Genomic DNA, 17,005 nt, shown 5'->3' on the forward strand with positions numbered 1-17,005 from the left:
GGGGACACCCGTATGGATGTCCCCCGTAGATGGAGAGAGATTGGAGTTGGGACGGGAGCCGACTTGACGATCTAGGTCTGCGGTGCCAGCTACACGACCGGGTACTCTATGAGTCCCGTCCCGGTGGAACTTACGCGGCCTTCGACAGCTCGATGGCACCGCGCGGAGCCAGGATGCCGTGACCCAGCGCGTACTTCGCCAGCATCAGGGTGCCCTGCTTCTCGCCCTGGTACACGTCCTCCAGGGACAGGTCCAGCAGCTTGAGGGTGCCGACAGCCGAGCGGTGGAAGATCACGCCTACGGTGTCCGCGAAGTTGCCGCGGTACTTGGCCGGGATCGAGGCCAGGGCCGACTCATCGACACGCGGCATCGCGTTGATCTTCACCAGCGGGATGCGAGCGACCGAGGAAATGATCGCCTGGCCGTAGGAGCCGTTCGATTCCGCGTTGATGTCGCGGTCGATCAAGTCCTTGTTCTCGGTCAGCAGATACCACTGAGCCGGGGCCAGTGCGCCAGTGAACTCCTGCGGGTTGTCCGGCAGCAGCTTCTCGTCGAACAGCATGCGGGCGTTGCGGAACGCATCGGCCAGCACGGTCGCATCGGAGGCCATCGTGGCGGCCTTGATGATGGCACCACCTGGCTGGCCTTCGACCTTGCCTTCGGTGGTACGCGCGGCCAGGATCGCGCAGCGCAGCTCGTTCTGCATGCGCTTGAGCGCCAGCTCCGCACCCTGCTGACGGGTGTACTCGGAACGCACATCGTAGTGGTTCATCGCCTCGTCGATGTTGGCGATGAAGGCGTGCGAGATCAGCATCGGATCGAGGGTGATGATGGTCTCGTTGTGCTCGACCACCAGGCCCTTGATCTCGGTGCCCGGCACATGGTACTCGGAGCCGATGGTGCCGACGTTCGGGAACGAGGCGGACTTGCCGCTCTCGATGTTGCGCACCGACACGCGGCCGTCCAGCTTGTAGTTCTCGACGAAGCTGGTGATGGTTTCAGCAGTGTAGTTCTGCTTGAACAGCGCCCAGGCGTCGCCGTTGGCCTGGGCTTGACCCAGGCGGGAGGGGATTGCGTCCGACATTTAGTCCTTGCTTGAGGTTGAGTGGATTACTTGAACAGCGGCGACACGGCCAGGCGGGCGGAGACTTCCGCGCGGTAAGCCGGATCACGGTGGTAGCGCACATCGCGCATCGCTTCGACGACCTGCGCCTGCGACTGGAACGGCTTGGGGCCTGCATCGGCGTTCGATGCGGTCTTGCCATTCAGAAGGCGGCCGTTGCCGCCACGGAGGGCGACGAGGCCCTGGACTGCCAGCGCTGCGCGGCCGGCGTCGCCGGACTGCACCGCTTCGTTGAACGCCCGCTTCTGCTCGGCGCTCAGGTTGGTCTTAGCCCACTGGACCAGGCCGTCGTAACCGGCCTTGCCACCTGCGGGCGAGTAGACGGCGTTCTCGTAGGTCTGCACGCGAGCGCGCAGGCCATCGACGTACACGTCCACCAGCTCCTTCGGATAGCCCGCGTCCTGGAGCTTCTTGTAGCTCTCCTCGGACAGCGCGCCGTTCGAGTTGAACTCGGTGGCGAAGTCGTCCAGGTTCAGGCCAGCCCGCGCCAGGGCGTCACGCGCGTCATCCGCGGTGGCGTCGTCGATGGTCGCGGGGCCGCCCTTGCCACCCTTGTCGTCGGCTGGCGTGCTCAGTTGTGCGTAGGCGGCTTCCAGCTCCTCCACGGTCTTGTACTTGCCGCCGTACAGGCGCTCGCCATCGGTGCCGCCCTGCGCGCCCGGTGCGGGCTGCTGGGTGTCTTGGGAGTTCTGCGGCGGCTGCTGACCTGGGGTCGGCTGGCCGTTGATGCCGTCAAGGTTGACGGTCACTTCGGACTTGCCCGGCTGCGACATTACTTGTCCTCGGGCTTGTAGTTGACGATGACCAGGCCGTTCGCCTTGCGGGTGATCTCGGCCTTGCCCTTACGCTCGACGCTCGGAGCCTTCGGGGCTTCCTTGGTCGGCTTGGCGGGCTTCTCGGTGGTTTCGTTCGACATTGCGTCCTTCTCGGGGTTACGGGGTTTGGGTCATCGCTGAGGCGATATTCGGAGCGGCACGGACCATCGCCTCCTGCGCCGAGGCGTCCTGCTGCTCGGCAGCAAGCTCGTCGTCGGAGCGGATCAGGCCCTTGGTGGAAATGTCGGAAGCGGCGGCCAGCCGGGAGATCGCCTCGCCACTGTTGAGGCGGCGTGCCTTCTCCTCTGCGCCGACAAGCGCATCCACTGCCTGACCGAACTCGATCAGCTTGTTCAGGTCGTGGCCGCGGCCGAGGGCAGCGATGCCAACGGTGATGCGCGGCTTGATGAGTTCCTGCGGCAGCTCGGGCAGGCGACCCTGCTTCTGGAGCTTGTGCAGGCGGCGGCGGATCAGTGGGAGCAAGAGCTGCTCGCCCGACATCGCCATGAAGCCGCTGAGGGCGTCGTCGAGTTCCTGGGTGAGCACCCGGATTTCGTAGGCGGTCACACGCTCGCCGGGGCGCTGCACGGCGGACTTCACGCCGAAGATCAGCTCCAGCGAGTTCGCCAGCCCTTCGGCCTCCTGACGCACGAAGTTCAGGTCGTAGGCTTTCTGGAGCTGGAGCGTGGTCACGTCGCTGGCCTCGCCACGCAGCACCGCGCCGGATTCGGCCTCGGTGAGCTGGCGCTCGCGGATCGTCGAGGTCGGCTTGAGGAACATGATGATCTTCGCCAGCGCGGCGGCACCCTTACGGATCGCCTTGCGCAGCGCCTCCAGCGACTCGAACGCGCCCACGTAGTCGTAGACCAGGCCCTCGCCGTAGTCGTCCACGAGGGACGGCGGGGCGCACAGGGGAATCCACGGGCAGGCGTCGATGGGGTAGGTGCCCACGGTCTCGGGCACTTCGACGCCCTCGACCTCCTGGACCACTTCCCACTCCTTGCCATCTTCCGAGCGACGCACCCAGGTGTAGAGGTTCACGTCGTCGTTCTTGGTCTTTTCGTCGCGTTCCTGGGCGAGCTTCTGCATCACCGCCGCGCGGATCGAGTCCGGCAGCATGGCCGGGGCGATCTTGTCGAGCGTGATGATCTCCAGCACGTTGCCCAGGCCATCGCGGTCGGTCACGTACGAGGTCAGCGGGTACAGCTTCGGCTTGCCCTCGTCGGGGTCATAGAGCAGAAAGTTGCCGAGGACGATGGCGTGCTTGGCTGCCTCGCTGAGGACCGGGCGGACGCCGCTGGTCTCCAGGTCGTTGACGATGACCCGCTCCACGTCCACCAGCGCGGCCTCCAGCTCGGAGGTCTCCACGCCAGCCTGCTCGGCGATGTTCTCGGCGACGGCCTGGTCAGGCGCGAGCTTGAATACCGAGGCGTTCGGCGGGAGCCAGGCCAGCACGATCTTCGAGGCCAGGGCGTTGACGCACTTCGGGCCGGTGTCGATGTAGGCGGAACCGGGGGTGCGCGATTTCGCGCCCTCGTCCACCCACAGGCGGGGCAGGGTGACCTTGGCGCAGCGCTTGGCGCGCGTCTCGGCTTCTTTGCGGTTGGACTTGAGATCGCCGTAGCGCTTCGCGGCCGTCTGCTTCTCGGCCGAGGTCTGCTTGGCGTCAGCCATTCGGAATGGTCAGTCCTTGGTACTGCGTTGCGTTGTTCAGGTCCAGGCGGACCTTGGACTTACGCCGCTGATCGGCCGCGTGGCCGGTCGGCTGGGTGTCCTGGCGGGTCAGCAGGATCGGGTCTTTCTCCTGCTGGTCCGGCATGTTGGGCTTGCTGCACATGGTTAGCGGGCGCGGTGATCCATCTGCTCGACCTTCCGCAGCGCCTTGAGCCGCAGGATCAGGCGACGCTCGCCCTGCCGGAGCAGGAACTCCTCCTTCGGCTGGGCGGGGTCGTAGATCACTTCGGGATGCAGTTCGTCCAGGAGGTCGATCAGGTCGTAGGAGTGCAGAGGGATTTGCATAGAACTCCTGGGTTATGAATAGGTGGGGAAACTGTCGTTTCCCCCGATGATGACCACTAAACCCTTAGAGTCGGGCCAGCGATTCCGCGACCATCCGCAGGCGGTGGATCGGGCCGTTGTTGTCGATCACGGTGTCGATCAGGTCGCCGTGGACGCCTGCCTCGGAGGCATGCGCCGAGACCGGGGCCGCGCTGTCGCGGAGCACCTGGACCACCTGGCCGCCCCACTCACGGATGAACTGCGCCTCGTTGTCGAAGCGAACGTCCGACACCACGACGCCAGCAGCGCCGTCGCGGCGGGCCTGACGGATCTTCTGCGCGACCACCTTGACCCACAGGTCGCGGTCGATCATTTCGCGGCCCCACTCGGTGCCCACGGTCTGCATCAGGCGGCGCGGGGTCTGCCCGTTGAGCCAGTCGAGCGGCTCCTCCTTGAGCGGGCCGTCCTCCATCGCGGACACCGGCAGGCCGGTGATGTCCGCCACGAAGGCGCGGATCGGGGCCGCGAAGGACAGCTTCACGAAGCCGTGGTCGCTGACCAGGAACTCGGCCAGGGTGTCTTTGCCGCTACGGGCGCGGCCGGTGATTCCGATGATCTTCATGGGGACTCCAGAAAAGGAAAGGCCCGCACGAGGCGGGCCGGAGGGGACTTGGGGGAGAGGCGCTACCAGCCGGGACGGCCGTGCAGCGCCAGGTTGATGGCGAGGGCCAGCAGCTTCGGACGCATCAGGCGAAGCACCGGGCGATCAGCCAGGCCGCACCAGCAGCGCCGACAGCGGCCGGCCACAGCTTGACGCGGCCAGCCGAGCGGTACAGGGCGCGTTCGAGGGTGTTGAGGCTGCGCCACCACAGCCAGGCGGCACCGTAGGCGACGAAGGCGAACAGCACGGCCAGCACGGCGACGATGGTGATGAACAGGATCAGGGTTTCCACAGCTTCACTTCCTTGGTCTTGGGGTTGTAGTCGCCGTAGCGCAGGATTCGCGCGAGGCGTGCTTGGCGGATCGCATCGTGCTTCGACAGCGGCTCGGTGCCGCCGCGGGGGATGCGGGTGGTGTAGGTGGTGACGACGGTGTTCCACAGCGCGCCGAGGTGCTCCTCGACGGACGCATCGCGGTACGCCTCGTGGATGGGCATGAGCAGCTCATCCGCGCCCTTGTGGCCGATGCCGGGGAAGCCGGGGTAGTTGTCCACCTGGTCGCCCGTGAGCACCTGCTTCATCCAGAACAGGTCAGCGTCGTGAGCCGAGATTGGCCGGACGCCCACGTCGGGACGGTTGGGGTTGTAGAGACGGATGCCGGGGATCGTCTGCATGTCCTTGTCGATGGACACGACGATGCGGCTGCCTGGCGCGCGCTTCGGATTCGGGTGCGAGGCCAGCAGCCCCAGCACGTCGTCACCTTCCAGGTTTTCGATCTCCACGATCTTGTCGCCGAACTCGTCGTAGACGAACTCGTCGAGCACGTACCACAGGGCAGGCTTGTCCTTGCTGGCACGGTTGAGCTTGTAGGTCGGGTCGATGTCCTTGCGGAAGTTGTGTTTCTTGCAGGACAGGGCCAGCAGGTAATCACGCGCGCCGAACTTCTCGACGATCTCGTCGATGTAGTCCTCCAGCTTCGCCTTCGCGCGCTCGGGCTGGATCGCTTCGACCTTGTTGCCGTCGCCGTTCCAGTCGATGTTCGCGGTGTTCGAGAACGCGAGCTGGTAGCGCAGCACGTCGGCGTCGATCAGCAGCAGGGGGCCGCGCTTGTTCATGCGTCCACCCACTGCCATCCCAGGAACGCCAGCGCGAACCAGCGGTGCAGCCAGTTCGGACGCTCCCGGACCTGCACGAAGAAGTTGCCGCCGATGACCCAGGAACCGGCCACCTGCGGGGGTCGATAGGTGACGTAGGAAGTCACGGCCGCTCCTCCGGGTGGCGCTCGTACCACGCCTGTAGCTCTGCGGCGTAGCGCTTCATTCCGGCCTGGTACTCCGGGCCGTCGCCGAGCGGGTACTCGTGCTCGTCGCACACGAAGTCGGTGGTCGGGATGGTGTACGGAATCTGCGTGCAGGAGTTCCCCGTACACATCGACTGCCACATGATGATGTAGGAGTCCTCGCTGTGCCCTTTCAGGCACGAGCCATAGTCCGCACTCGGCGGCCAGGGCTTCATATCGCACGCAGCGAGGCCAGCACACAGCGCCAGGATCAGGAGAGCGCGCTTCATACCATGCTCTCGTGTACGGCGACCCAGCACTTCTCGCTAACGCGGCGGATGAAGTAGATCGCGGTGTTCCACTCCACGGGGCGCAGCATGCGCTCGGTGCAGCACGGGCACTTGGCGTTGTAGGCATGAACCTCGGGCTGGTGTTCGAGCACAGCCACGCGGTAGGTGGTACACGGATCGATCACGCGGACATCGCCGTCAGCGGGGCCGCCAATGAAATGCACGCGAAGCCGGTTCTCGTTCATCGGTTCGATTCCTTGAGGACTTCCAGGGCGCTCGCCTTGTCGGCGTTGCAACGCTGGAGGCCGTCCTCGGCGTTGCCGCCGAAGCGGTAGAGGTCGTAGGTGGTGGTGGTCGGGTCAGCCATCACGGCGTCGAGTGAGGAGTGCGTGCCCTCAATGACGGTCGGCTGGAGGAACTGCTCCGGCACGACTTTCGAGGTGTGCGCGGCGCAGCTCGTCAGGAATGCGGCGAGACAGGTAATCGCCAGTTTCCGGGTCAGCATTTGCTGCAATCTCCACAGAGCGGTTGGTGGTGGCGCGGGCGTTCCGCAGCGCTGCATCGAAGGCAGAGCGGCGCACGGCTTCGCGGTTGAGGGTCTCGACGGTCTGCTTGAGGTCGGCCAGTTCCTTTGCCGACTCCTCCAGCTCCGTCACGCGCTGGGCCATTGCGGTGTACTTCCAGGCTGCGAAGCCGCCTGCCGCGAGCGCGGCAACGACCAGCAGCGCCGCGAGGGCGCGCAGGATGTTGGTTGGGTTCATCGGTTCTCTTGGACGTAACAGGCGACTCGCAGAAGCTCCGAGGGAGTCGCGTCGGACTTGATCTGATTCGCGCGTGCGGAGATCACGCGCACGTTGCCCCGGACGTAGCCGAGGTCAGGTTCGATGCGGTCGAGCGTGGGTGAGTTGGGGCCTTGGGCCTTGCGCCCGACAGCGCGGTACAGCGGGATGCCCAGTGCCGGGCAGAAGTCGGGGACCACGATGTCGTCCGACGTGAGGTCGAACGGCAGTCCCTTCCTAGCTGCCCGGCGTTTCGCTTGGCGCACCAGGGCGAGTGCAATGTCCCGCTTGCCGCGGGTCAGTGCGTCTCGGCCCAATTCCTTCCGATCTTGAACTCGCCATCGAGCGGACAGCGGAAGCCGAAGTAATCGCCAGCCTTGCGGATGGCAGCCTGGGCGGTCTTGCCCACGAACTCGGCCTTGTCCTCGTCCACTTCGATTTGCCACTCGTCATGGACGTTGGCGAGGAACTCGTAGTGGACGCCCGGCACCAACCCTGCGGCTTGCAGGTCGGCGTCGAGGATCACCAGGGCTTTCTTCATCACCAGCGCACCGGCCGACTGGAGCAGGGTATTGAGCGCGGCGTGGTCGCTGCGGATGTGCAGCTTCCGGCCGTCGAGACCGATCAGGTATCCCTTCTCGGCCGCGCGCTTCTTGACCCCGCGTACCAGCTTCTCCAGCGCAGGCAGCCCGGCCAGGAACTTCGAGCGGAGCTTCGCCCCGGCCTGGCGACCCTTGCCAACGATGGAGCCGAGCTTCGCGTCGCCTGCCCCATAGAGGAAGGCGTAGATGAAGGTCTTGGCGTTGTCGCGGGTTGGCAGTCCTGCCGCCGATTGGTTGACGGAGTGGATGTCGCCTTCGAGGATGACCTTGGCGTACTCGCCGCCGTCGTGCTTTGCCATGAAGTGCGCCAGGCAGCGCAGCTCCAATCCCGAGGCGTCCGCGCCGACCTGGAGCTTCCCTGTTGGGACGCAGAACAACGAGCGGCACTCGAATCCGTAGCCGCCTTCCTGGCCCTTGAGGATTCCCTTCTCCTTCGAGTGCTGGACCTTCGGCACCTGAGCGATGTTCGGCTTCGAGTGCGTCATGCGGCCGGTCACCGCTGCGTTCTGATTCACGCTGCCGTGGATGCGGCCGTCCGTCTTGATGGCCTTGAGCCACGCCTCGTCGCCTTCGGCGAGCTGGCCGAGGCGCTTGTTGACGATGAAGTGCTCCAGCAGGAGCGGGATGATCGGGAACTTGAGCGCGCCCAGGACTTCTTCGTCGATCTTCGGCTGGCCCTTCTCGGTGAACTCCTGGGGCTGCCAGCCGTACATTGCAGTCAAGCGGTCAGCAATGTGCTGGCGGCTTGCCGGGTTGAACACCACGTCCTTGTAGGTCGTGACCTCCACGCCCTTGACGTAACCGCGGCGCTTGTCGTCGCGCTTCGGTACGAACTTGCGCTTCACCACCTTCCACGGCGGAATGACCTTGCGCAGCTCGGCCTCCAGCGCAGTGCGCCGGGACACGAGGATGCACTCCAGCTCACGCGCCTTCTCCTGATCGAACAGGTAGCCGTAGCGCTGCTGACGCGAGAGGATCGGCGCGACGGCCTGCTCCAGCTCGATGGCCTCGGTAGGGAGGCCCTTGCTCATCAGCAACGCGAACAGCGCTTGCGTGACCGCAACGTCCTGGTCGCAGTAGTCGTCCATTTCCTGAGACCACTGTGCCCAGGGATCGAGGCCGCGTGCGGCCATCTGCGCCGCGTAGTCGCCTTTCCAGCGACCGAGGCGGTAGCCCCACGCTTCGAGGGCGTGGCGGCCGATCAGCTTGCCCGGCAACACCGGGTTCGCTCCCTGCTTCTTGCGGGCCTTGAAGTCGCGGTCCTTGAGGTCCGGGTAGACCAGCGTGGACATCAGCAACGTGTCGAAGTACGCCTGGACCTTGAAGTCCGGGAACACCTTGGCGATAGCCGGAATGTCGAATCCGGCGATGTTGTGGCCGACAACGCGCTTGGCCTTCTTGAGCCTCTCGACGGCCTGACGGACTGTCATTTCGCCCGTGCCGTGATCGTTGGCGGACAGGATGGGACCGCGCGGTGCGCCGGTCTCATCTACCTCTTGGAGGGAAATGCAGTGGATCGTGTCAAGTTCGTCGAGGAGGCCATTGGTCTCGCAGTCGAATACGAGGATCAACGGCGGTCCTCCTTACGGGTAGCCGTGGTTGGTTACGGGGATTGCGCGGACGCGGCGGCGGGCGCGGAGGATGTACTCCGGCTCGGGGGCCTTCGGCGGCGTGTGGACGCCCTGCGGCGCGTGGCCGGGGAAGTCGTCGTCCTCGAACAGTTCGTCCTGCTCGGGCTGGTCGGGATGCAGCGTGTAGCCGTAATCCTCGACGTAGTGCGTGATGCGGCGGATGGTGCGCTCGGTGCCGTTGTTGTTCAGCACGAACAGCAGCTTCTCCGATGCGTCGGCAACCGCGCCTTCGAGGGATACGACCACCACCTCGTCGGTGCTGGGTTCGTAGATGGCGACGTGGGCGCAGCACCGCAGATCGAACCGGGCGCAGTGCTCGTGCGGCGTACCGAACTCGAAGCCGATCAGGCTCACGAGGTGACCCTCGGGCGAGCGGAAGTTGCGGATGCCGTTCGGAGCGGCCTCGCTGGTCCAGTCGTTACGGCCGCTCAGGTACGCGGCCACGTAGGTGTAGCTCGCCAGTGACACGAAGAAGCAGTCGATGTCCTTGATTTCGGTCCCGTCGTAGAACGCGCGCAGGCTTCCGCCACCCAGGATCACCAGGTGGCGGACTTCGGCCGGCAACACGTCGAACAGGGACCGAGCGTGTTGCTCGGCAGTCATGGTTGGTCCCTTAGCGGATCAGGTTGGTGAAGCGCTCGGCGACGCGCAGGGCGCGCTCGGCTTCTTCCTCGTGCTCGTCGGCCTGCGAGTGCAGGACATCGGCCTTGTCGCGCAGCGTCGATGCGGTGGCGATGCGGTCGGCGCTGATCTTGAACAGCTTGTCCACCTGGCCCTCCAGCACCTTCACCACGTCGGTCACGGTGTCCTTGCGGAACGGAGCGGTCAGCAGGTCGATTGCGATGGCGACGATCTCTTTCATTGGGGTAGTTCCTCGGCTTTGATGTGGATGACCACGCGCCGCCCAGGCTTGCCGTACATGACACGGCAGGCTTGGTCGGAGCGCGGGAGTTGGTAGGGGAGAACGAGGCTCTCAGCGAAGGAGAGCGGCGCATCAGCTGGGATGAAGCCGACGACCGAGCGGCCGTCAGTAGTCGGAGGTGGATACATCGGATGACTCGTCGGCGAAGTCGCCGTATTCGCCCGGAGCATCTGCATTGAGCAGGCGGCCGGATGCGTGGTCGTAGCTGTAGTAGAGAACCTGGCCGTTCGACTGGCCGGTGAAGCGATCCTTTAGGACGCGGAAGGTCGTGCAGTTGCGCTCGGCCTCGTTCTCGGCCTGCGTGTTGCGCTCCAGGCCGAACGCGAAGTGCGTCCAGAAGCCAATCGCGCGGCTGCCCTTGAAGTGGCGGAGCATCACGCGCCCGCCTTCCTCGTGTGGCTTGCCTTCCGGCGTGGCGAGGTGCGAGACCAGGTAGATGCAGATGAGGTGGCGCTGCGCGAACTGCGCGATCTTCGCCATCGTGTCCTCCAGCATCTTCCGCTCGTCCTCGGCACCGGCCGCAAACGACGTGAGGTTGTCGAGGACGATGTGCTTGACGCCCTCGGCGACGACCATGTGGGCCATCTTGGCTTCGATCACGTCCCACTCGGACGAGCCGAAGTGGTCGTAGATGAACACCTGGCCCTTGTCGAGAATCTCGAACGCGGCTTCCAGCTCCTCCTGCGTCCAGCTCCCATCGGGGACGTGGAAGCGGCGGCCAGCAACCTTGCCTGCCATGCGCTTCGCCGTCTCGACCGGCTGCTGCTCCAGGAAGAACAGGCCAACGCGGTCGCCGGTTTCCTGCGCGATGAAGGCTGCTTCCTCCATCAGCCAGTCGGTCTTGCCGATGCCGGTGCCCGCGCCGAAGGTGTAGACCTCGCCGTACCGCTTGCCGTAGGTCAGCGCGGTGAGGCGCGGGTCGTGCCAAGGCATGCCCATCGAGACCGGCTTGAGTGCCTTCTCCTTGAGGGAGCCGAACGTCACCACTCCATCGGGGCGCTTGGTCTGCGCTTCGTAGATGGCGCGGGTGATCGCCTCGGCATCGCCACGCTGGAGCAGCTCGTTCGGGTCTTTCGCCGGGAGCTGTGCGATCTTGGCCTTGCCGGGAGTCAGCAGCAGCGCCACTTCCTGCGCGGCGGCTTGGCCCGGTTCGTCCATGTCGAACATGAGCACAACCTCGTCGAAGCCGTTGACCCACTCCAGCTCGCGCTTGATGGACTTGGCCGCGCCTTGCGCTCCGTTCGGAACGGACACCACCGGCCAGCGGAGGCCGAGTGCCTGCGCCACGGAGAGCGCGTCGATCTCGCCTTCGGTGATGACGAGGCGTCGCCCCGGTTCGTAGAGGTGCTGGCCGAACAGCCCGCACGCCTTCGAGTCGCCGATGAATGAGAACTTCTTGTCGGGGTAGCGGAGCTTCTGCGCGACGATGCCGCCATCGCGCTTGTAGTTGGCGATCTGCACGGTCTTGCCGTGCTTGTCCTTGCCGATCCAGTAGCCGTACTTACGGCATGCTTCCTCAGTGATACCGCGCTTCGCCAGGGCTTGCGGTTCACCCTTCGCAAAGTCGCTCATGGTTTTCCTGCTGGTGGGTTGAGAGACCTCCTCGCCTTCGGCTGGCTCGTAGTGACCGCAGCCGAAGCAGTAGCCGTGCCCGTCGCTGTAGCGCGCAAGGTTGTCCTTGCTGCCGCAGTTCGGGCACGGCTCTTTGTGGAGGTATTCGGAGTCAGCGCTTTGCACGCTCCACGGACCACATGCGCTTGCGGTAGGAAATGCCGAGGCGACGATTCAGCGCACCCTTGACGGTGCGGCCCAGGCCGCGGAACGGCTTGTCGGCGCGCGCCCATGCGCGCTCGAAAGCCAGGCGCATCGCGGACGGAATGACGGTGGTAGCGGTGTTGGTCATGCGTTCTTCTCCAGCAGGAACTTGGTGAATGCGGCGACTTCTTCGGTCGCATCGTTGGCGTCGAGGCCCAGCTCGTCGGTGCAGTAGTTGCGATACAGCTGGAGCAGCGCATCGACGCGGTACTGCTTCGGAGCGCGGCGCGCTTCCAGGAGCGGAGCCTTGCTGCGGCGCTGACGGCGCGACAGGCGATAGCGCGTGTACCGCTGCCCCGAGGCGTCCTCGCAGGTCTGCGTTTCGATCTCGAAGCCAGCAGCGCGCAGCTCATCGACGCGCGAGGCGAGGCGGCGGATGCGGTAGACGCCTTCGGCCTGCCACGAGGTCAGGTGCGAGTGGCGACGCAGGTGATCCAGGACGACCTGGGTTTGCGGGGGCAGCGGTTTCACGTTGGGTTCTCCTATCGAGGGAAGTCAGGTGCCCACACGACGGGCTTGCCGTAGGCGGCGAGCAGGCGTCGCAGCGCGGCGTGTTGGGCTTCGGTGAAGTTGTCCTCGGGCTGCATGGCGTCGTTGACGCCGCCCAGGAGGCAGACTTGGTATGCGGATTGGTTGTGCTTACCGGCGAGAGCGCCGGGCTGATTCAGCGGGCGACCGTCGTAGATCGAGCCGTCACGTTCGATGACGAAGTGGACGGCGATCTTCGAGTAGCCCTGCGAGCGGTGCAGGCGTGCGAGTTCTTCGCCAGTCGTGACCTGCTCGGGGCGGGTCATGCTGGCTAGGACGAACAGCGCCTCTACCGATTCCAGAGGTTTGAGGCGCACTTAGAGTTTGTAGAGGTGGACTTCGGTGCGTGGTTCTTCGTCCGGCTGCGCCCAGCGCTTACCGGAGAGCAGCCACATGACTTGCTTGTCGTCGGCCCAATAGCCGGTGGCTTTGGTCACAACGTCCATCGGCCCCTTGGCGAGGTTGTCCACGTCGCCCTTGGGAAACGCGGCCTTCGAGGTCTTGGCGCGTTTGCATACCGCGATGATGACCACTAAAACCGGATCGGTCGGCGACATGTCCAGGTCACCGGCTGGCAGATGCTTCTCTGCGGCTTCCTTCCAGGTCTTGTAGGTCTTGCCGTAGTAGACGCCCCAGCGCGAAACCTTCGGGCGCGAGGCGGGCACCGGGTCAAACGGGAACGTGAGGGAGGCCAAATGCTTGGCCCCCCTCGCGGTGTCCACGATGACCGACAGCGGATCAGTAGTCGCCGTCATCGCCCTCGTCGTCGGAGTCGCTGTCGTCGTCCGAGTCGTCATCGCTGTCGCTGAACGGCGCGCTGTCGGCGGCCTCGTAGCCGTCCTCCTCGCCGAAGCCGTAGTCCTTGGCGTTGCGCTGGCCGAACTCGACCAGCTCGATCACCTGGACGGCGACCATGTAGCAGGTCAGGTAGAACTTCTTGGCCGATTCGACGAACGAGCCGCCGATCTCGTAGGAGACCTTGAGTTCGCTGCCGCCGCCGATCTGCGGCGGGTTGTCGATCTTCTTGCCGCGGGCGTCGAAGATGTCCGGGCGCATGGTGAACTTCTTGCCGGTGCGCTTGCTGACGCCGCTGGCCTTCATCTTGAACTTCACCAGCACGCGGCCGGTGTCATCGCCGTTCTCGTCGGTTTCTTCGGTGAACACCGGGGCCACTTCGGCACCCTTCTTCTTCTTTGGGTTCTCGCTCAGGAACTCCTGGAACAGCTCGTCGCGCCGGGTTTCCAGCTTCTTCGCCAGGGCCTTGAAGTCCTTGTCGTTCGGGTCGAACGCCAGGCTCACGGTGTATTCGCCTTCCGGCTTGAACTTGGTGTCCGGTTCGTTCAGGCGCGGCCACACGGCGGTGCCCTTGGGGGAGACGAATCGTTCGCGCTTCTTGGTTGCCATCAGTTGTCGGTCTCGTAGTTGGTCGGGAGATAGATGCCCGCGCGCCACAGGTCAGCGGCGGCGGTCAGCGGGGTGTCGGCGGAAATGCCGAAGGCTTCGTCGATGTCGAAGCCGATGAGCGCCTCGTCGATGAAGGCGTCGGTGATCGGGTCACGCATCACGGGTAGTGCGGTTTCAGCTCGCGCTCCGCGTAGCGGCGCACGGCGTTGAGGGTGTTGACCTGCCGGTAGCGGCAGTCCTGCTCCATGCGCGAGACGACCCGCAGCACTTCCATCGGATCGAGGCCGAGCACTTCGCAGAAGTTCTTGAAGGCGCACGCCAAGCCGATCACCTGATCGGCCGGGTGGCCGAGGGACTGCACGCTGTCGATCACGACGAAAGCGCCGCGCGCGGCGCTCTCGGCAGAACGTGAGTGCAGTCCGTCGATGACGCGATCACGCACCTGCGTGCAGCTCCGTCATGCGGTGCTTGAACTCCTCGACCGTGCCGTGTTCGGCCGGGTTGTAGATGCCGAGGACCACACCGAAGTGGTCCTGGGCAACGTAGGTGTTCAGTGCGTGCTGGTAGTTGATGCTCATGTTAATGTTCTCGCTTGGGGTATCAATTGCCAAAGGGGGATGTACTAGGCAAAGAAATAGCGCGACTCCAGCACCAGGCTGAGGTCCAGGTCGCCATGCGGCGGGAGGGGTGGGAGTTTCTCTGCCGCTTCTGGCGGGAGCTGCTCGACGAGTTGCTGTCGGAAGTCGGCCAGTACGTCGCCGCTGTATTGATCGACGAACGCCTGCCGGAGTGCGGCGGCGAGGATTGCTGCCTGGCCCGCGTGCGTACCGTAGGAGTCGTGGATCATGGCGAACGACTCGATGCCGTTCTCTGCCGCGAGGCAGGTGGTCAGCATCATGTGGCTGGCGTCGCAGGAGTGGACGAAGTTCGGACTGATCCCGAGGGTCTGCCTGCGACGGTCGAGCTTAGTACCGCCGATGTTGACCACTAAATTCACCTCGCGGCCTCCGACGTGCGGCCGGATGCGGACGCCTTCCTCCTCGCGGTACTCCTGGAGGACCGGGAAGCCAGCGGGGGTCGTCCAGCTCACCGGCAGGTCGGCCGACGAGGCGACCTTGGAGGCGTCACGCAGCCAGTCCATCGCCGCGCGGGCTGCGATCACGACCTCGCCGATGCACTCCCACAGCAGGGTCGCCAGGTACTCGGCGGTCTCCCAATCGTCCTCCATGCCCAGCTTCTTGAACTTGGAGAGCACCTGGGCGCGCATGCCCGACTTCGTGACGCCGTAGGGCAGCGTCATCACCGGCTGCTTCACGATGTCGCGGGTGAGCTGGCCGTCCAGCTTGATCGCCAGCGGGTCGCCGCTCTCGGCACGGGCGCGCAGCTTCTCCTGGGCCACGTCCTTCACGCGCGAATAGATGTCGGCGGGCTTCGGCTGCGGGATCAGGTTGGTGGCTGCACCGCCCACGGAGTCGCGGAGCATGGCCGAGAAGTTCTGGAGGCCGTTACAGGAGCCGTCGAGCGCGATGGGCAGATGGGAGACGTGATCGCGGCCGTTGAGGCTGTAGCCGAGCCACTCGAAGCACGCTGCCAGCGCGCAGAACGGGCTGTCGGCGTCCATCCAGAAGCGTTGGCCGTCCAGCGGATCGAGGGCGCTGTCGAGAATCTGCTCCTCGTGCTCGCGCACCCAGGCCACGCGCTCCTCGAACGACACCTTGTCCACGCCGAAGCAGTTGGCGACGTGGATGGCGAGCCAGTAGGCACCGTCCTCGCCGAGCGGCACGCCTTGGGCGAACGTCAGCAGGCCCTTGGCCGCATCATCACCCTGCGGGGTCAGCGTCGGGGGCAGGGGGTAGCACCGGCCGCGGAAGTCGAGGTTGTGAGGGAAGTAGATCGCGGGGTACTCGGCGAACTTCTCCGCCAAGGCGATCTTCTGCGCGGCGGCGAGGCGGGTGGACACGCTGCGCGCGTTGGCCTCGTAGACCTTGGCGCGGTCGCGCTTCCATTCCTTGAACTCGTCGGCGTGGTGCTCCTTGAAGTAGTCCGGGTTGGTCTCCAGCAGGGCAGGGCGGCTCGGCAGGTCCATCAGCTCACGCTCCGGCAGCCCGGCGACACCGCCGCCTGCGTTCCACAGCTCGCGCATGACCTCTAGGACGGGCACGTTCACCTTCCAGGCGGTTGCCTGGATGGCGTTGAGGGCCTGGTAGACGTTGGGCATATCGACCAGCGCCAGCTCGCGCTTGTAGGCGCGGTTGCGGGTACGCACGAGGTCAGCCCGGCCGCCGATGTCGGTCAGGTAGCCGCCGTCGCGGGGCGTGGTCCACGGACGGGGCGGGACGACCATCGGCATCAGCACCGGCTGGTACAGGGCGGCGCTGTCGTGGGCCTTGGTCAGCCAGTCGAGCACCTTCTGATTCCCGGCGATGAGCAGGTGGCGCTTGCCGCGCTCGGCGACGGTGACCAGCTCGACCAGCCCGGTCGCCTCGACGAACAGCTCGATGAGCTTCATGCCCACCAGCAGCGCGTCCTTGTCGGACAGGTAGAGGCGCTTGTCGTCCTCGGGGGCGAACTCGGCGTCGGCGATGACGTGCCGCATGACGGCGGTGGAGTGCCGGGCCGAGGTGGACTTCTTGAGCTGCTCCTGGACGACCCGGTACAGGCCGGGGTGCTTCTCGCGGAGCAGGGAGAAGTTGATCTCGTTGGCGACCTCGTGGCCCAGGGTGATCGCCACGGACACCGCCTTGCGGTGATCGGCGACCAGCGCGTTGACGCAGGTGAAGCTGGTCAGATAGGCGAGGGCGTGGGGGTTCAGGTGGCGGATGAATTTGAGGGCGGCGTGGCGCTTGCCCGGCTTGCCGGTGTCGGCTTCGGCCACGAACGCCATGATCGCGGCGGCGGTGGCGTCGATGCTCTCCATGACCAGCTTGCGGCCGGGGCCGGTCTCGGCCTCCTGGCGCTGCTCCCTGATCTTCTCGTAGCGGGCAATGCCCAGGCTGGTGCTTTCCTTCTCCAGTTCGAGCTGGGCGGCGTGCAGGTCGTTCTCTTGCCAAGTCGTCATCGTTTGCCCTCGGGGGATGCAAAAGTCAAAACGGGAGGACCGCACCGGGGGCTGCCCGGTACGGTCCTGAGTGGTTCGGTTGTTGGTCCTGGGTGGACCTAT

General features: G+C 65.3%; 28 protein-coding genes. All 28 read right to left on the bottom strand.

All coding sequences use genetic code 11. The annotated features are described in order from the left end of the window. Window positions 1-130: 130 nt before the first annotated feature. The 28 genes from AC5P98_RS00585 to AC5P98_RS00720 all read right to left on the bottom strand — a co-directional run bounded on the left by AC5P98_RS00585 (window position 131) and on the right by AC5P98_RS00720 (window position 16,903). Window positions 131-1,084 (bottom strand): major capsid protein, encoded by a 954-nt coding sequence (locus tag AC5P98_RS00585; protein ID WP_049444480.1) that lies wholly within the window; start codon window positions 1,082-1,084, stop codon window positions 131-133. Window positions 1,085-1,110: 26 nt separating this feature from the next. Continuing rightward, window positions 1,111-1,896 carry a capsid assembly protein gene (locus AC5P98_RS00590; RefSeq protein WP_049444481.1) on the bottom strand — a complete coding sequence of 262 codons (786 nt, stop codon included), beginning with the start codon at window positions 1,894-1,896 and terminating at the stop codon, window positions 1,111-1,113. After that, a complete protein-coding gene (locus AC5P98_RS00595) occupies window positions 1,896-2,039 on the bottom strand; it encodes a hypothetical protein (RefSeq protein WP_160314196.1) in 144 nt (47 codons plus the stop codon). The genes AC5P98_RS00590 and AC5P98_RS00595 overlap by 1 nt, the downstream gene beginning before the upstream one ends. A gap of 16 nt (window positions 2,040-2,055) precedes the next feature. Beyond that, window positions 2,056-3,612, bottom strand: a complete 1,557-nt coding sequence (locus tag AC5P98_RS00600) for a portal protein (protein ID WP_005412405.1) — start codon at window positions 3,610-3,612, stop codon at window positions 2,056-2,058. Continuing rightward, the gene (locus AC5P98_RS00605) at window positions 3,605-3,757 is read right to left on the bottom strand and encodes a hypothetical protein (RefSeq protein WP_005412406.1); all 153 of its coding nucleotides are present in this window, start codon (window positions 3,755-3,757) and stop codon (window positions 3,605-3,607) included. Before AC5P98_RS00605 ends, AC5P98_RS00600 begins: the two co-directional genes overlap by 8 nt. Before the next feature lie 20 nt (window positions 3,758-3,777). Beyond that, on the bottom strand, window positions 3,778-3,957 hold the full coding sequence (locus AC5P98_RS00610) for a hypothetical protein (protein ID WP_049434071.1): 180 nt from the start codon (window positions 3,955-3,957) through the stop codon (window positions 3,778-3,780). A gap of 64 nt (window positions 3,958-4,021) precedes the next feature. Further along, entirely contained in the window at window positions 4,022-4,558 is a 537-nt protein-coding gene (locus AC5P98_RS00615) for a deoxynucleotide monophosphate kinase family protein (RefSeq protein ID WP_004154581.1), read from the bottom strand. A 124-nt stretch (window positions 4,559-4,682) separates the two neighbouring features. Next, entirely contained in the window at window positions 4,683-4,889 is a 207-nt protein-coding gene (locus tag AC5P98_RS00620) for a hypothetical protein (RefSeq protein ID WP_049444487.1), read from the bottom strand. Beyond that, window positions 4,877-5,710: a hypothetical protein gene (locus AC5P98_RS00625; protein ID WP_004154583.1), complete on the bottom strand. Its 834-nt coding sequence runs from the start codon at window positions 5,708-5,710 to the stop codon at window positions 4,877-4,879. Before AC5P98_RS00625 ends, AC5P98_RS00620 begins: the two co-directional genes overlap by 13 nt. Beyond that, on the bottom strand, window positions 5,707-5,856 hold the full coding sequence (locus AC5P98_RS00630; protein ID WP_176422020.1) for a hypothetical protein: 150 nt from the start codon (window positions 5,854-5,856) through the stop codon (window positions 5,707-5,709). The genes AC5P98_RS00625 and AC5P98_RS00630 overlap by 4 nt, the downstream gene beginning before the upstream one ends. Continuing rightward, complete coding sequence (locus AC5P98_RS00635; protein WP_480984513.1) at window positions 5,853-6,164, bottom strand: hypothetical protein; 312 nt, start codon at window positions 6,162-6,164, stop codon at window positions 5,853-5,855. The genes AC5P98_RS00630 and AC5P98_RS00635 overlap by 4 nt, the downstream gene beginning before the upstream one ends. Further along, complete coding sequence (locus AC5P98_RS00640) at window positions 6,161-6,409, bottom strand: hypothetical protein (protein WP_480984512.1); 249 nt, start codon at window positions 6,407-6,409, stop codon at window positions 6,161-6,163. The genes AC5P98_RS00635 and AC5P98_RS00640 overlap by 4 nt, the downstream gene beginning before the upstream one ends. Next, window positions 6,406-6,531, bottom strand: coding sequence for a hypothetical protein (locus AC5P98_RS00645; protein ID WP_005412413.1), 126 nt, complete (start codon window positions 6,529-6,531; stop codon window positions 6,406-6,408). Before AC5P98_RS00645 ends, AC5P98_RS00640 begins: the two co-directional genes overlap by 4 nt. Before the next feature lie 28 nt (window positions 6,532-6,559). Then, window positions 6,560-6,925 carry a hypothetical protein gene (locus tag AC5P98_RS00650; protein ID WP_005412414.1) on the bottom strand — a complete coding sequence of 122 codons (366 nt, stop codon included), beginning with the start codon at window positions 6,923-6,925 and terminating at the stop codon, window positions 6,560-6,562. Next, on the bottom strand, window positions 6,922-7,260 hold the full coding sequence (locus tag AC5P98_RS00655) for a hypothetical protein (RefSeq protein WP_050483582.1): 339 nt from the start codon (window positions 7,258-7,260) through the stop codon (window positions 6,922-6,924). Before AC5P98_RS00655 ends, AC5P98_RS00650 begins: the two co-directional genes overlap by 4 nt. Continuing rightward, window positions 7,242-9,116 (bottom strand): DNA polymerase, encoded by a 1,875-nt coding sequence (locus AC5P98_RS00660; protein ID WP_480984511.1) that lies wholly within the window; start codon window positions 9,114-9,116, stop codon window positions 7,242-7,244. Before AC5P98_RS00660 ends, AC5P98_RS00655 begins: the two co-directional genes overlap by 19 nt. 12 nt (window positions 9,117-9,128) lie before the next feature. Further along, the gene (locus AC5P98_RS00665; RefSeq protein ID WP_005412416.1) at window positions 9,129-9,779 is read right to left on the bottom strand and encodes a Gabija anti-defense Gad2 family protein; all 651 of its coding nucleotides are present in this window, start codon (window positions 9,777-9,779) and stop codon (window positions 9,129-9,131) included. Window positions 9,780-9,789: 10 nt separating this feature from the next. Then, on the bottom strand, window positions 9,790-10,038 hold the full coding sequence (locus AC5P98_RS00670; RefSeq protein WP_005412417.1) for a hypothetical protein: 249 nt from the start codon (window positions 10,036-10,038) through the stop codon (window positions 9,790-9,792). A gap of 165 nt (window positions 10,039-10,203) precedes the next feature. Beyond that, window positions 10,204-11,670 (bottom strand): toprim domain-containing protein, encoded by a 1,467-nt coding sequence (locus tag AC5P98_RS00675; RefSeq protein WP_005412418.1) that lies wholly within the window; start codon window positions 11,668-11,670, stop codon window positions 10,204-10,206. A 151-nt stretch (window positions 11,671-11,821) separates the two neighbouring features. Beyond that, entirely contained in the window at window positions 11,822-12,001 is a 180-nt protein-coding gene (locus tag AC5P98_RS00680; RefSeq protein WP_004154591.1) for a hypothetical protein, read from the bottom strand. Continuing rightward, window positions 11,998-12,384: a helix-turn-helix domain-containing protein gene (locus AC5P98_RS00685; protein ID WP_004154592.1), complete on the bottom strand. Its 387-nt coding sequence runs from the start codon at window positions 12,382-12,384 to the stop codon at window positions 11,998-12,000. The genes AC5P98_RS00680 and AC5P98_RS00685 overlap by 4 nt, the downstream gene beginning before the upstream one ends. 11 nt (window positions 12,385-12,395) lie before the next feature. Further along, window positions 12,396-12,758 (bottom strand): N-acetylmuramoyl-L-alanine amidase, encoded by a 363-nt coding sequence (locus AC5P98_RS00690; RefSeq protein WP_004154593.1) that lies wholly within the window; start codon window positions 12,756-12,758, stop codon window positions 12,396-12,398. Further along, complete coding sequence (locus tag AC5P98_RS00695; RefSeq protein ID WP_480984510.1) at window positions 12,759-13,196, bottom strand: RusA family crossover junction endodeoxyribonuclease; 438 nt, start codon at window positions 13,194-13,196, stop codon at window positions 12,759-12,761. It lies immediately after the preceding gene. Continuing rightward, window positions 13,180-13,845 carry a hypothetical protein gene (locus AC5P98_RS00700; RefSeq protein ID WP_004154595.1) on the bottom strand — a complete coding sequence of 222 codons (666 nt, stop codon included), beginning with the start codon at window positions 13,843-13,845 and terminating at the stop codon, window positions 13,180-13,182. The genes AC5P98_RS00695 and AC5P98_RS00700 overlap by 17 nt, the downstream gene beginning before the upstream one ends. Continuing rightward, window positions 13,845-14,003 (bottom strand): hypothetical protein, encoded by a 159-nt coding sequence (locus AC5P98_RS00705; RefSeq protein ID WP_154267700.1) that lies wholly within the window; start codon window positions 14,001-14,003, stop codon window positions 13,845-13,847. Before AC5P98_RS00705 ends, AC5P98_RS00700 begins: the two co-directional genes overlap by 1 nt. Further along, on the bottom strand, window positions 14,003-14,287 hold the full coding sequence (locus AC5P98_RS00710) for a hypothetical protein (protein WP_005412421.1): 285 nt from the start codon (window positions 14,285-14,287) through the stop codon (window positions 14,003-14,005). The genes AC5P98_RS00705 and AC5P98_RS00710 overlap by 1 nt, the downstream gene beginning before the upstream one ends. Continuing rightward, entirely contained in the window at window positions 14,280-14,423 is a 144-nt protein-coding gene (locus AC5P98_RS00715; protein WP_005412422.1) for a hypothetical protein, read from the bottom strand. Before AC5P98_RS00715 ends, AC5P98_RS00710 begins: the two co-directional genes overlap by 8 nt. A 44-nt stretch (window positions 14,424-14,467) precedes the next feature. Continuing rightward, on the bottom strand, window positions 14,468-16,903 hold the full coding sequence (locus AC5P98_RS00720; RefSeq protein WP_495229822.1) for a DNA-directed RNA polymerase: 2,436 nt from the start codon (window positions 16,901-16,903) through the stop codon (window positions 14,468-14,470). Window positions 16,904-17,005 lie beyond the last annotated feature (102 nt).

The sequence above is a fragment of the Stenotrophomonas sp. YJH_SMC_135 genome, from assembly GCF_059372355.1.

Excerpts from the sequence above, each read along its gene's own strand:
- AC5P98_RS00595 (WP_160314196.1), bottom strand. The coding sequence starts at position 2,039 with ATGTCGAACGAAACCACCGAGAAGCCCGCCAAGCCGACCAAGGAAGCC.
- AC5P98_RS00625 (WP_004154583.1), bottom strand. The coding sequence starts at position 5,710 with ATGAACAAGCGCGGCCCCCTGCTGCTGATCGACGCCGACGTGCTGCGC.
- AC5P98_RS00645 (WP_005412413.1), bottom strand. The coding sequence starts at position 6,531 with ATGGCTGACCCGACCACCACCACCTACGACCTCTACCGCTTCGGCGGC.
- AC5P98_RS00615 (WP_004154581.1), bottom strand. The coding sequence starts at position 4,558 with ATGAAGATCATCGGAATCACCGGCCGCGCCCGTAGCGGCAAAGACACC.
- AC5P98_RS00715 (WP_005412422.1), bottom strand. The coding sequence starts at position 14,423 with ATGAGCATCAACTACCAGCACGCACTGAACACCTACGTTGCCCAGGAC.
- AC5P98_RS00675 (WP_005412418.1), bottom strand. The coding sequence starts at position 11,670 with ATGAGCGACTTTGCGAAGGGTGAACCGCAAGCCCTGGCGAAGCGCGGT.
- AC5P98_RS00720 (WP_495229822.1), bottom strand. The coding sequence starts at position 16,903 with ATGACGACTTGGCAAGAGAACGACCTGCACGCCGCCCAGCTCGAACTG.
- AC5P98_RS00640 (WP_480984512.1), bottom strand. The coding sequence starts at position 6,409 with ATGAACGAGAACCGGCTTCGCGTGCATTTCATTGGCGGCCCCGCTGAC.
- AC5P98_RS00705 (WP_154267700.1), bottom strand. The coding sequence starts at position 14,003 with ATGCGTGACCCGATCACCGACGCCTTCATCGACGAGGCGCTCATCGGC.
- AC5P98_RS00700 (WP_004154595.1), bottom strand. The coding sequence starts at position 13,845 with ATGGCAACCAAGAAGCGCGAACGATTCGTCTCCCCCAAGGGCACCGCC.
- AC5P98_RS00695 (WP_480984510.1), bottom strand. The coding sequence starts at position 13,196 with ATGACGGCGACTACTGATCCGCTGTCGGTCATCGTGGACACCGCGAGG.
- AC5P98_RS00610 (WP_049434071.1), bottom strand. The coding sequence starts at position 3,957 with ATGCAAATCCCTCTGCACTCCTACGACCTGATCGACCTCCTGGACGAA.
- AC5P98_RS00635 (WP_480984513.1), bottom strand. The coding sequence starts at position 6,164 with ATGAAGCGCGCTCTCCTGATCCTGGCGCTGTGTGCTGGCCTCGCTGCG.
- AC5P98_RS00650 (WP_005412414.1), bottom strand. The coding sequence starts at position 6,925 with ATGAACCCAACCAACATCCTGCGCGCCCTCGCGGCGCTGCTGGTCGTT.
- AC5P98_RS00605 (WP_005412406.1), bottom strand. The coding sequence starts at position 3,757 with ATGCCGGACCAGCAGGAGAAAGACCCGATCCTGCTGACCCGCCAGGAC.
- AC5P98_RS00680 (WP_004154591.1), bottom strand. The coding sequence starts at position 12,001 with ATGACCAACACCGCTACCACCGTCATTCCGTCCGCGATGCGCCTGGCT.
- AC5P98_RS00590 (WP_049444481.1), bottom strand. The coding sequence starts at position 1,896 with ATGTCGCAGCCGGGCAAGTCCGAAGTGACCGTCAACCTTGACGGCATC.
- AC5P98_RS00670 (WP_005412417.1), bottom strand. The coding sequence starts at position 10,038 with ATGAAAGAGATCGTCGCCATCGCAATCGACCTGCTGACCGCTCCGTTC.
- AC5P98_RS00600 (WP_005412405.1), bottom strand. The coding sequence starts at position 3,612 with ATGGCTGACGCCAAGCAGACCTCGGCCGAGAAGCAGACGGCCGCGAAG.
- AC5P98_RS00585 (WP_049444480.1), bottom strand. The coding sequence starts at position 1,084 with ATGTCGGACGCAATCCCCTCCCGCCTGGGTCAAGCCCAGGCCAACGGC.
- AC5P98_RS00665 (WP_005412416.1), bottom strand. The coding sequence starts at position 9,779 with ATGACTGCCGAGCAACACGCTCGGTCCCTGTTCGACGTGTTGCCGGCC.